The organism is Microbulbifer maximicatervae (SeqCode) (genome assembly GCF_052467065.1).
On sequence record NZ_CP174299.1, the window covers coordinates 3,070,957 to 3,083,451 of the forward strand.

General features: G+C 41.6%; 12 protein-coding genes. 3 read left to right on the forward strand and 9 right to left on the reverse strand.

Annotated elements, in window-relative coordinates; genetic code table 11:
• Positions 1-522: 522 nt before the first annotated feature.
• The 8 genes from ACJJI1_RS13610 to ACJJI1_RS13645 all read right to left on the reverse strand — a co-directional run bounded on the left by ACJJI1_RS13610 (position 523) and on the right by ACJJI1_RS13645 (position 6,388).
• A complete protein-coding gene (locus ACJJI1_RS13610) occupies positions 523-858 on the reverse strand; it encodes a hypothetical protein (protein ID WP_444956991.1) in 336 nt (111 codons plus the stop codon).
• Positions 859-913: 55 nt separating this feature from the next.
• Complete coding sequence (locus tag ACJJI1_RS13615) at positions 914-1,429, reverse strand: hypothetical protein (protein WP_444956992.1); 516 nt, start codon at positions 1,427-1,429, stop codon at positions 914-916.
• Between the two features lie 126 nt (positions 1,430-1,555).
• Complete coding sequence (locus ACJJI1_RS13620) at positions 1,556-2,083, reverse strand: hypothetical protein (RefSeq protein WP_444956993.1); 528 nt, start codon at positions 2,081-2,083, stop codon at positions 1,556-1,558.
• A gap of 246 nt (positions 2,084-2,329) precedes the next feature.
• Positions 2,330-2,797: a hypothetical protein gene (locus tag ACJJI1_RS13625; protein WP_444956994.1), complete on the reverse strand. Its 468-nt coding sequence runs from the start codon at positions 2,795-2,797 to the stop codon at positions 2,330-2,332.
• A 93-nt stretch (positions 2,798-2,890) separates the two neighbouring features.
• Positions 2,891-3,223 (reverse strand): hypothetical protein, encoded by a 333-nt coding sequence (locus ACJJI1_RS13630; protein ID WP_444956995.1) that lies wholly within the window; start codon positions 3,221-3,223, stop codon positions 2,891-2,893.
• Positions 3,224-3,287: 64 nt separating this feature from the next.
• Complete coding sequence (locus ACJJI1_RS13635; RefSeq protein ID WP_444956996.1) at positions 3,288-3,692, reverse strand: ester cyclase; 405 nt, start codon at positions 3,690-3,692, stop codon at positions 3,288-3,290.
• 1,071 nt (positions 3,693-4,763) lie between these two features.
• Positions 4,764-5,876 carry a hypothetical protein gene (locus ACJJI1_RS13640; protein ID WP_444956997.1) on the reverse strand — a complete coding sequence of 371 codons (1,113 nt, stop codon included), beginning with the start codon at positions 5,874-5,876 and terminating at the stop codon, positions 4,764-4,766.
• Positions 5,876-6,388 carry a DUF4365 domain-containing protein gene (locus ACJJI1_RS13645; RefSeq protein WP_444956998.1) on the reverse strand — a complete coding sequence of 171 codons (513 nt, stop codon included), beginning with the start codon at positions 6,386-6,388 and terminating at the stop codon, positions 5,876-5,878. Before ACJJI1_RS13645 ends, ACJJI1_RS13640 begins: the two co-directional genes overlap by 1 nt.
• A 767-nt stretch (positions 6,389-7,155) precedes the next feature.
• On the opposite strand from ACJJI1_RS13645, the gene ACJJI1_RS13650 reads away from it, so the two are divergent.
• The 3 genes from ACJJI1_RS13650 (at position 7,156) to ACJJI1_RS13660 (ending at position 10,924) form a co-directional block, all read left to right on the forward strand.
• Positions 7,156-8,037 (forward strand): transposase, encoded by an 882-nt coding sequence (locus tag ACJJI1_RS13650; RefSeq protein WP_444956999.1) that lies wholly within the window; start codon positions 7,156-7,158, stop codon positions 8,035-8,037.
• Between the two features lie 694 nt (positions 8,038-8,731).
• Positions 8,732-9,235 carry a hypothetical protein gene (locus ACJJI1_RS13655; protein WP_444957000.1) on the forward strand — a complete coding sequence of 168 codons (504 nt, stop codon included), beginning with the start codon at positions 8,732-8,734 and terminating at the stop codon, positions 9,233-9,235.
• 807 nt (positions 9,236-10,042) lie between these two features.
• Positions 10,043-10,924, forward strand: coding sequence for a transposase (locus ACJJI1_RS13660; protein ID WP_444956999.1), 882 nt, complete (start codon positions 10,043-10,045; stop codon positions 10,922-10,924).
• A gap of 212 nt (positions 10,925-11,136) precedes the next feature.
• On the opposite strand, the gene ACJJI1_RS13665 is transcribed toward ACJJI1_RS13660, so the two are convergent.
• A complete protein-coding gene (locus ACJJI1_RS13665) occupies positions 11,137-12,435 on the reverse strand; it encodes a hypothetical protein (RefSeq protein ID WP_444957001.1) in 1,299 nt (432 codons plus the stop codon).
• Positions 12,436-12,495: the final 60 nt, after the last annotated feature.

The following is a 12,495-nucleotide window of genomic DNA, read 5'->3' on the forward strand; positions in this document are numbered from 1 at the left end:
ACCGGTTAGTATTCATGACCCGCATGATGGGTGGTGTGGGGGCCGGTAGCTAAAAACTACCGGCTACCCGATTTAGCTATTTACTTCGTGTCCACCCTTTGTTTTTAAAGCACTCAATCGACTCTTTTTCTAGTGCTTGATATTCACTCCAATACTCTGGCTCTGCTTGACTTCCGCTTCTTATTCGCGCTAATGAATCTTCTACCACCTTGGAAATAACTTTACTTCGATCAGTATATAAGGTCCCATCCATTGTAATTCCTTTACTATATGCCTTAACTCCACAGGAATCTCTATCCGACGAGACAATCGGACTGTTCCCATCAAGCTTTCCGTATTCAGGATGTTCCCAATATGTTTTTTGGGTCGCGCATGAGATTAAAGTTAAGCTAGATATTATTGCAAAGAAATATTTCATCTCGTTGATTTCTTGTCCTTGTTGATAACTAATGCAAAGCTTTACGGACGCCGAAGCAACCCGTAGGTTTTCCGTAAGAACTTTTTGTTATTATTCTACTTTGATTAATTAACATACTCCAACCATTCATTACAAAATATACTTTCAACGGCCATTTCTAACTGAAATATCTGAGGGTCAATCAGGTCGCCTCTAAATGTTGCACCTTTATCAATCCACGCTGAGTACTCAATATATGGATAGTGGCCTATACAGTACAAGGCGTACGACAACTCTTTGCTCAAACTGCTTGAACTTTTTAGGTTTTGAAATAGTGAATGCAAGTCAGACAGCAGTTGTTCTATATATTCCTTTCCTGGATCTTCACCCATTCTGGCCAATGCCGGCAACCCTTTTTCACCTAATCCCGCGTTTATAATTCTTTCTTTAATCTCTTTCATATTTGGAAGTCATAACGCCCTAAGCAATACACAGGAGGTCCAGTGCATTGCATTGTCAGTTTTTTGAATCGCAGAATGATAGCTTGTTGCGTAAAACCAAATCAATAATCCCATTAGGATCTGAAGAAAGCTCGACGACTGATTGTTTGTTATCGCCGATTGGCATTCGATGACACGGATTAGACTGGATTTGATCGTTTTTCCGATAAAGAAAATACAGTTGAACTGAACCCAACTCAACAGGTATCCATGAGTCATTAAATGTAAATCGATCCCCTATTTCAAAAGAACCCTTGATTGAATTCAATACCAAAAAAGTTGAGTCGATACCTCGATTCAGATCTTGTAATCTCTCCCAGGCTTGAGAGTCACGCCACTCAATGGGCTTTGAGTTATATGAGCTAATTTCATATGTCAGATCTGCGTACGGAATTCGGCCTGAGATTTTCTTGGCAATAACAATGTCAGAGGCATTATTCAAATCAAAGCTTAAATTCTTATGATCATATTCAAACGAAATGGCTCGCTGAGAATAAAGGATGACTAATAAGGTTAGAGATATAACTTTCATTAATCGAAGCCTGATGGAAACTAACGTCTTTGGAACGGGCCGGAGTAAGATGGCTCTGTTTTTTTGCGACAGCTTACGGAGGTCCAGCCCAACAGCCCTACCGTTGAGTGGTCGTTGGTAAACTTGTTAACTGACATTGCATTGAGCTTCAAATTTATCTTTGTTACTACAAACAAGATTTAAGCTTGAAAGAGTATTGAATACCATAATACCCGCTCCACCCAAGAACCAAGGAGTTAATGCAGGGTGATTGAATGCTTGCAATATTACACCCCATGATTCTTGAATAAGAAGTAATATATCAGTATTTTTAATATCTGGCATATTCCCATTTGAGACTATTGTGTATGCTGAAAAAGCGAAAAAAGCATACAGAAAAATAATATTGAATATTACAATAGGAATACTAGTTACTGAAAGTCCAGGCCACGACCAATTGTATTTAGCTTTATATATGATTGATGCCACAATTAAGCCTATGCCTAATGCCATTGCAAACATAGCTTGATTTAACGGGCTTTCTATAGGTCTCGCACCAAATAAAATCATCATAGCTATGTGATAAACAAAGAACAACTTAAAATCGAATGACATATTTCCAGGAGAATGTTTCTCATTCTTTGCTTTAAATTTATTTAGTAATGATTCTAACATACATCAATCTCTTGAGGGTGTTAACGAGGGTGTAGAAAAACTCACCCCTCTTTTCGTATTGTGCTTCTACGTGAAAAATAGCCTACTTATCTGTGAAAGTTAGATCAGAATTCACTTAGAATTACCATTTATGGTTAATGTTCAATCACACCCAAGAAAGCAAAGACATAAATTAGTTTTTCTACAGCCTGAACGCCAAGCTCAACCGGCGCGTTAGCGATCAGTTGTAGTGCCTTGTTAACTGTTTCATTCTAAATTCGTCTGCATCCAGGCTAAAAGCTCTTCGGCTCGCCCAATTTTTTCCAGCTTTAACCAACGCGATTGCAGCGAAGGATTAGCGAGTTCTGCTACTACAGCCACAGGCTCTTCATCAGTACCGGACCGAATAACCAACTCACCAGCTCTGCAAATTTGAAACAAGGCCTTAGCAAGCGATATATCTAAATCATCGTACTCGAATGCAATACCCACCAGAGATTCATTTTCTAGAAAGTTGAGTATCCCTAATCTTAGCGTCGCGTTACTTTCTAGTGGTACATAAACATAAGTATCTTCTTCTTCAGAAGTTGCACCTAATTCTAACAAGAGCTGCTTTAGGTTACTTTTTGCCGAAGCGCTAATAGGATCATCTACAGACGCATAGGAAACCTCTTCAGTAAAGGGATTTACCATCTTACGTGTGTTGGTTGTCAAATTGATCGTATATAGGTCCATAGAAAATTCATTTAACGCCAAGCGAATGGGCTGGCGTTATGAAGCAGTGACAGTCCAAGCCAAGGTTTCCTTGGCCGAGCATTGCGTGCTTGGTTATGTGTTGAGTTTAGCCAGTGCTGTTTGAAAAGCTTGAATACTAGCTGTACGTATTGTTTCATTTCTTTCTTCGGCTGATATCCAGCCGCCAACGTTATTGAGACAAAATTGATTGTCTGAATCTCGAGCCACTTCGCGAACTGCTTGAAAAACGCGGTGTTGGATTTCGTTGCAGTCTCTCAGTAGTCTCGGATCGGTAACACCCGACCCTTGAAATTCATAGCCACCACGGGCATGAATTGTTAATTGATGGCCGTAATTACACAACAGCTGAATCTTCTTATCATCAGGAAGCTCGTCTATTACTTTTTGTATTTGGTGTTCTTTCATTTTTTACACATAAGGCCTTGCAGTAGAAGTCGGCACGTAGCGACGGTCCTGCTGACTGAGATTGTTATGTCTCGTTTTTCTTGAGCTGATTTTCAAGGCTCTTTAAATCACCGAGCACCCATACATCAGAGATTCGATCAACTTCAAAGGTAAATAAGGTGCACCCATTCCAAGTTACGCGTTTATGTGATGGTAAAAAGCCCATAAACTCATCTCTATGAAATCCGGTAAAGGACATCTTTGCAAAAACCTTGTCTCCCTCCTCTACGAGATCTTCAATAATACATTTGTAATCACCCAGTGCTTTGTGAACCATATCGACATATTCAGCGAAACCTTTGTGACCTCGCTTTTCTTGCCCCAATGATCCTCTAAAGGAGAAGCTCTCATGCAGGATCGATGGCATTGCTTTCTTATCGTGGGCATCCCAAAGAACCTCATAAAATCTTCGAACTTGATCTTTATGCACTAGTCATCCCCAGAAACATTACGAAGCGGCGTTTAAGCTGTCGGGCGCCAAAGGCGCGTAGTTAATTGACTTGGTACGCCCAGCATGAGCGTGAACTAATGGGGTGAAAGTCCTCTGTAGGAAGATCACCATTTAATGGGTTCCATTAAATGCTAACTACTAGTGAATGGCAACTACAACACCACGAGGTCTTGCGGAGAGAAGCCGCTAGTAAAACTGCGAGCTGACGAACAGAAACATCCTATAAGGCTCAGCCTGGAGGCGGGGTGGCCAAAGATACCGCAGCTATGTGGCTAATGGGCCGGGCTAATGATGTAGTCGTGTATTGCAAGATCACGTTCTTATCTGGAGAGATCTGCTTAGCTTGCTGCCGTCTGCGTGGCCGCTAAGTCATAATTAGGCACAACCCGCTAGCCCCAATTCAGGAAGCCCACTTTATAGCCTATGTAGATCTCAAGCCGATTGGTGCCATTTCTCAAAAGACGCCCCCTATCTTTGAGCGGCTGGGGATCGCAGCAAAACACTGGCTCTATCTTAATCGAAACTTTGAAAGCCGCTTTAAAGGCCTGGTGGGAACGGCAGGGGCTATACGGCAAGCCTGTATTCAGCTCAATAAACGTTGGGTACATGGCATAGGCGATTGCCAACGTTTCCTATCTGCAATGTCCCACTAATTCCCTCCCAGCCTTTCGATACTATTCTTTTCGGTTTGGCCAAAATCACGCAATTTCAAAGCTCAAGCATAATTTCTAGAATTTCATCTTGCCCTACACCAGACCAGGAGAAATGGCCGTCAAGGTGGAAGGCCTGTACTTTTTCCAGTGTCATATTTCAATCTATGGGTGTCCTAGTGTTGTTTCTTCTAACCTAAATGCTCTATATCACCATTACTGCTCTTTTATCCAAAAGCAGCGTTTCCTAGAACTTCAACTTACCTATAAATCTAAGGGTAGATAGGAGTCGCCAGAAAGAGATCTTACGCTACTGTTGACACCATCCCCCAATGTTTACTTGTTCTAGTGTGTGGTTGTAGCCGGTAGCAATAAACTATCGGCTACACGGCTTAGAGTGTCAATTAATTTCAAATTTTGTAATGTTTAATACTTCCCACTGGGCACCTTTTCTTTCTAGATCTCCAGTGATGGATACAACTTGTCCTGAGGAGTGGGCTCTGCAAGCATTGACATAATTCGTCCTATTTAGCACTGCCTTGACTTCGATAAGTCTATCTTCGTGATTATGCTTAATAATTATTGACCGATTGTTTTTTTCTTCTTCTGGGCTGGTTGTACAATGAAGATTGATTATCTTTCCCATTACAATTGTTTCGACTGGATCAACTTCTTTCAGCTTAGATGCAGCATAATTCAGTACCTTGAAGTCTTCTTCATTGAGAAGGTATTTTTTGCCACGAGTTATATCGTTAGATAGCGAAACCTCTTTAGACCACCCAAATGAAAATTCTACTTCACTTTTTGAAAACTGCAATAAAGCCTCACACATCTTTGAATTAAATGCCTTTTCATATGACTCGACAAGAATATCAGGGTTTCCTTTATTTGATGCAGTTTTCGTTATTGATAGCCCTCTTGCAATCCTCTCAATTACTCTTCTTTCAAAAGGGGGTTCAATTAATTGATGGTTAGTAGGTTGTTCGGACATTAAGGGCGATTCAATAGTGAAACCGAAACTACCCCTGAAAGTGTGGCCAAAACGGCAGCTATTGGAATGCTTGTGTCCTATTGCGGTAGGAGTATCGAAATGCTTCGAAGGCTGTTTTTCAGAGCATGCTGAATAAATTATTAAATTACGTAAACCGATCACATCTTTGTACGCATCTTCAATCGATAGACTATCTTCATAATTTCCTGTATTGAGAACTCTTAAACCTAGGGTGTCAAGAAAGCATGATTTTATGTCTGCGATTACTTGTTTGGCAGGAATGCCTGCTACGAGAGATATTAGATTTACTGCATCCGCAATTCGGTCATAAAAATCTATGAAGTTCGATCTTTTTGGTATTCTGAGTTCTAAAGGTTTACCGGAATCAGATATTGGACCTTTAAATAAATATAATTTTTCAAGCGCCAGGTCGGGATCTCGAACCCAGCCATTCTGATTGAGGTACGAAAGTATGTTTTGAACTTTAACCGCTCTTAAAAGGCTATCTTTTGAATCAATCATTACTGAAGCTCCCCATTTTTAGAGCTTTCTATGAGATTGGAAATCTCTGTAGGGGTAAGCCGCTGCCTTGTGGGAATTTTGATTCGGATGCTGCGCTTATTTTCAGTTAATGCACCTTTCAAGCGAATATAGTAACAACATTCTCTAAGAGTCATCGAGTCGGTAGCCAGCTCTAACCAGCGCTCTTGATTCCGTGGTAAACACAAAACAACCAATATACATGGGCTGGAAGAGTTTTCATGACGGTAAACTATTTTGTTGTACGCATCAGCCTCTAAGTCATAGATTATTTCATTGTTACTCTTTTTCCAGTTAATCGAGGCTTTGAGCTGACAGTCGAAAGCGACCCCCATATCCATCCTCTTTCCTTGGAATGAATCAATTCTCCGAACACTTAAATCTACACCATAGTCTTGCTTTACTAGATCCATAGTGGCCCCTGCTTTGGCAACTAAGGCACTAACATGAGCAATGCTCAAAGATTCTTCGATTGATTGAATTGGTACACTCAAGCTAAACTCCGTTTCCTGCTGTCTTACAATTCAACAAATTGCCTAATTTTTTTGGGTAATATATGGTTGACTTTTTGATGATATCAAACTCTAAGTCACCGGTAACCCCCTACACTTTTTCGCTTTTTGCATTAAAGTCAGGACTTATCGTATTTATATATGGAACCAAAAGTTTAGGTATATGATACTTCACATTCTTTCAAGATCCATCAACAAAAGGACTTGACTCTTAATCTAATAAATTTGACCCGATATTAATAAAAGGACTTGTATCTTTGATGGATAATTTTTTTCTTGTAGCTTAGATCCTACTTTTATTGGTATGCGGAGTTATGGGCTCCTAATCTTTGTAAGGTGTTTTCGGTAAAATAAATGGCTCCAGTATTTTGTGGTTTTTGGCTATCCTGAAAATTGGTCTGATTTATTTTGGTGTTTCGATTTTTGAAGCAACCAGTATTGTTGGCTAATAGCTTAGTTGCAGCATAATTTCTAATTTCAGGTATATCGAGTAGGGGATACGAGTATCTTTATTAGTAATGCCAATATTAGAAGGCCGTTTCTGGACACCCATCAAAGGTAGAGCTTGAGGCGTCACAGCCATTGACACAATACGGAAATCACAATAAAAGCACTGGATATTAAAACAGTTAAATCCATACCCTATGACCCAGCCTCGCCGCTCACAGATCTCACTTGATGCGACTCCGTACTATCACTGCGTCTCCCGCTGTGTACGCAGGGCATTCCTTTGTGGAAGAGATGATCAATTGGGGAAGGATTATGAGCACCGGCGCCAGTGGATTGAGACTGGGGTGCAAAAGCTAGCTGCTATCTTTGCGCTGGATATCGCTGCTTATGCGATAATGAGTAATCACTACCATGTGGTGCTCTATATCGATGCTAAAACGGCCAAAACTTGGTCTGATACTGAGGTCATTCTCCGCTGGCAGGAGCTATTTAAAGCTTCTAATTTGGCTCAGCGCTTTATTCAGGGTGCCTTTCTGGATTGCAGTGAAAAGAACAAGCTTAAAGAGCTGATTGAGCTGTGGCGAGAGCGATTAATGGATATCAGTTGGTTTATGCGCTGCCTAAACGAATCTATTGCTCGCCAAGCCAATGCAGAAGACCGCTGTACTGGCCGCTTCTGGGAGGGGCGTTTCAAGTCTCAGGCGCTATTGGATGAAAGAGCCTTGGCTGCCTGCATGGCCTATGTCGATCTCAATCCTGTCCGTGCCGATATTGCAAAAACCCCGGAGGACTCCGATCACACGTCCATTCAGCAGCGTGTTCGCGCTGCGATCTCAGGTGAGCAGCCCAAAGAGCTGCTACCTTTTGTGGGCGACGAGCGCCTTAATATGCCGAAAGGGTTGCCCTTTCAATTGGATCACTATTTGGCGTTAGTAGACTGGAGTGGCCGGCATTTAGACCCCAAAAAGCGCGGTGCCATTTCTCAAAACGCGCCCCCTATCCTTGAGCGGCTGGGAATCTCAGCAAAACACTGGCTCTATCTTAATCGGAACTTTGAAAGCCGCTTTAAAGGCCTGGTGGGAACGGCAGAGGCTGTACGGCAAGCCTGTATTCAGCTCAATAAACGTTGGGTACATGGTATAGGCGACTGCCAACGTTTCCTATCTGCAACGCCCCACTAATTTCCTCCTAACCTTTCGATACTATTCCTTCTGGTTTGGCCAAAATCACGCAATTTTCAAACCTAAGGCATAATTTTTCAGTATTTCACCTTGCCGTACACCTGATCAGGAGAAATGGCTGTCAAGGTGGAAGGCCTGCACTATTTCCAGATCCATCTTTCAATCTGTGGGTGTCCTAGTGTTGTTGAACTTTGAAAGCCGCTTTAAAGGACTGGTGGGATCAGCAGAGGCCGTACGGTAAGCCTGTATTCAGCTCAATAAACGTTGGGTACATGGAATAGGCAATTGCCAATGTTTCCTTTCTGCAACGTCCCACTAATTCCCTCCCAACATTTCGATGCTATTCCTTCTGGTTTTTGGCCAAAATCACTAAATATTAAAGCTCAAACATAATTTTCCTGTATTAACCTCTTCCAGTTCCAGGTAGGAGAAATGGCCGTTAAAGTGAAAGGCCCGTACTACTTCCGGTGTCATCTTTCAATCTGTGGATGTCCTGATATTGTGATAAATCACAGGGTTAAATTTTTTGACCACAGATTTCTTAGCTGTATTCATCACCACCTATTGTAGCCCCGATCCAATCATCTGTAATATACTCACTTTCTCAGGTATATAAAACCCGTTAATTTTGATGCTTGACAGATCATTTCATTATGCGCTGATCAACTTTTGTTATGGAATATGGGGATAATTTGTGTCTACAAACGACGATGTCTACGATAAAATTACCGACGCAGTATTAAATGCTGCTGAGAAAAAAAAAGAAGCGGAAGCTAAAAAGGCGAAATTTGAAACCCAGATTGAAACACTTCAGGAGGTTACTGGCCTCTCTCGAGGAGAAGTTCAAAAAATTGCAAGAGAAGTACTGGCAAAGCAAGAAGCTACATCAACTCAAACCACCGAAGAGAGCGAGCCTGAGAATATCAATCTAAAAAAGATTTTTTTGATCTTGGGAATGCTCTTTCTTCCAGCATATTTTTCATGGTTTTTAATGCAGAAAAAATATAAAGGAATGGTCAGAAAGCTTGCTGTTTTATATTTGCTCTTGTCAATTGCAAGCCCTTTTATTGTCAACGATTCAGATCCATTTTTGACAGATGCGGAATATTTTACTTTTTTGATGATGCAAGCCATAGCAGCTTTAATCTACTTCGCAGCTCATAGATTATTAAGTCGGTTGCTAAATTCTGAGGTATAGCGCCTCGGTTATGGGCAGGCCCACACAGAGGGACTGCCTCAAATACTTTGTTATGTATTTTAACCGATGTTAAGCTTTACCCTTCTGGGAACTCATGATACTCAATTACATACTCAATAAATTTGTCGATATATCTAGCTTGCGTTACATCCATAGGCTCTAATTCTGAACCAGAGTTTAAAGAGTCTACATAGTTCAACACCTCTTCAGACAGGCCATATCATAAGCTATTCCTGTGAAATTGGAGTAACTTACTGAGAATACTTTGTATCAGGCATTTCAAACCATCTGGAGAGCCAAGGTATATTTCAAGATATCTATTGACGATTCACTACCCAAGAAACATAACGCCGTTAGCTGCAGCACCTTGTATGGTTGTTCTTGCCCGATTCTGGTGTTGAAAATCCTTTTCGCTAACGGGTAAATTGAGACCCACCTTCGGCGGCCAGCGAAGGCCTTGTTTGTCACAGTTCGTTGCTGCGCCGGTTTATAAAGACCGTTAACAAGTAGGAACGTGACAGACACTCACTAGGCATAACTCGGATAGTCATGTGGGCCTCGAGCCCGAATAGCAAGGCTGAGATAGCTGGAGGCCGTTTCTGGACACCCATCAAAGGTAGAGCTTGAGGCGTCACAGCCATTGACACAATACGGAAATCACAATAAAAGTACTGGATATTAAAACAGTTAAATCCATACCCTATGACCCAGCCTCGCCGCTCACAGATCTCACTTGATGCGACTCCGTACTATCACTGCGTCTCCCGCTGTGTACGCAGGGCATTCCTTTGTGGAAGAGATGATCAATTGGGGAAGGATTATGAGCACCGGCGCCAGTGGATTGAGACTGGGGTGCAAAAGCTAGCTGCTATCTTTGCGCTGGATATCGCTGCTTATGCGATAATGAGTAATCACTACCATGTGGTGCTCTATATCGATGCTAAAACGGCCAAAACTTGGTCTGATACTGAGGTCATTCTCCGCTGGCAGGAGCTATTTAAAGCTTCTAATTTGGCTCAGCGCTTTATTCAGGGTGCCTTTCTGGATTGCAGTGAAAAGAACAAGCTTAAAGAGCTGATTGAGCTGTGGCGAGAGCGATTAATGGATATCAGTTGGTTTATGCGCTGCCTAAACGAATCTATTGCTCGCCAAGCCAATGCAGAAGACCGCTGTACTGGCCGCTTCTGGGAGGGGCGTTTCAAGTCTCAGGCGCTATTGGATGAAAGAGCCTTGGCTGCCTGCATGGCCTATGTCGATCTCAATCCTGTCCGTGCCGATATTGCAAAAACCCCGGAGGACTCCGATCACACGTCCATTCAGCAGCGTGTTCGCGCTGCGATCTCAGGTGAGCAGCCCAAAGAGCTGCTACCTTTTGTGGGCGACGAGCGCCTTAATATGCCGAAAGGGTTGCCCTTTCAATTGGATCACTATTTGGCGTTAGTAGACTGGAGTGGCCGGCATTTAGACCCCAAAAAGCGCGGTGCCATTTCTCAAAACGCGCCCCCTATCCTTGAGCGGCTGGGAATCTCAGCAAAACACTGGCTCTATCTTAATCGGAACTTTGAAAGCCGCTTTAAAGGCCTGGTGGGAACGGCAGAGGCTGTACGGCAAGCCTGTATTCAGCTCAATAAACGTTGGGTACATGGTATAGGCGACTGCCAACGTTTCCTATCTGCAACGCCCCACTAATTTCCTCCTAACCTTTCGATACTATTCCTTCTGGTTTGGCCAAAATCACGCAATTTTCAAACCTAAAGCATAATTTTTTAGCATTTCACCTTGTCCTACACCAGACCAAGAGAAATGGCCCACAAGGTGGAAGGCCCGTACTACTTCCGGTGTCATCTTTCAATCTGTGGGTGTCCTAGTGTTGTTAGCCGGCTACCCGATTTACATGCTCCTCAGTGAATAACTTCCTCTTCATCCATAAGTGGTGTTGGTTTTGATTCGGGATCAAATTCACTCTTAATATCTATATAAGCTTCTTCCTCACGAAGTATTTTAAAAAGAGGCCACGTTGATAAATCAGTAAAACATAGCTTGCCTGATCTTAGAATATCTGGAAGCATATCAAAAGCTTCTTTCATTTGATCTAGCAATACATATCTAGCCAATAAAAAAATGGGATCTTTTGCCGAAAAGTCAGAGTCCTTTATTTCTTTTTCTACTGTTGAGAATGCTCCCTGCCACTTTTTCGCCTGCCAATAGTTTATCTGAGCAGTCATCCTCGACGACTCCTTTTGACGTTTATCACCGCATAAAAAATATGCAATTGAAGCACCTATATCATACCTTTCATTACATATGTGATCGAAGCTCATATTTACCAAGATCTTATATCTTTCCTTATTTTCTGGTTCATTCTTTTTCCAAAGTTCGGATGCGATTAATAAGAATGACTTTTCAAATATTGTAAGAATATTTTCTATATATGTGCCGTCGCATGTCAAATGATCACCAAGCTTAGGTGGCTCCTCACTATCTGCGAAACTGCAGTTTTTTAGATATATTGAATTTACAACGCCACCGTTGTGAACGTACAGGTTGCGTCTCTGACAAGCCTCTATCATGGCCTCTTGATAGTCTTTTAAATAGCTCATTGACAATTTCATCTGTTCTCTTAAGAACTTAATCCAGTCGCTAATGCTTCCCCTAAGTACCGATTCAACTTTGGTGTCGATTAAGTACTTTTTTGCATCTTCTATAGAGCCTATTTCATATAGATCATTCAAACTCAACTGTTTGTCTCTTAACCCAATTGAGTCGGGGTTCTTATCGTAGTATTTATGTATAAGTTGAGCTAAAAACCATTCGACATAACTAATTATCGTAACTAAAGAGCTTTGATACAGGCTTGCTTTTCTTTTTCTATTTTTTGATATCTTATCCAACGCAGAAGTAAATCTTTTCTGACCATTCTCATCCATTCCTATCAGATATCTCGTTCCAGTTTTGCTTTCTTCTTTCACTAGCTCGATTTTAGATCCGAATCTCTCTTTCATTTTTTCTAACATGGATTCATCAAAGCTAAACTCCTCTGGATTTTGCTTGTTTACCGCTAACATTAATGGTGCAAAACCAATTGGATCTTCCTTTATTTCATCGTTATTTTTCTCATCAAGATGTTCATCCACAAGCTCTACAAATTCACGTAAGCTTTCTAAATTTCTAGAGAATTCTACAATTTCTTTACCGAACATTGTTCCCTCTTTATACACTCATAGATTCATCATGTGGCGGGTAAATCAGGTGTGCTGTAG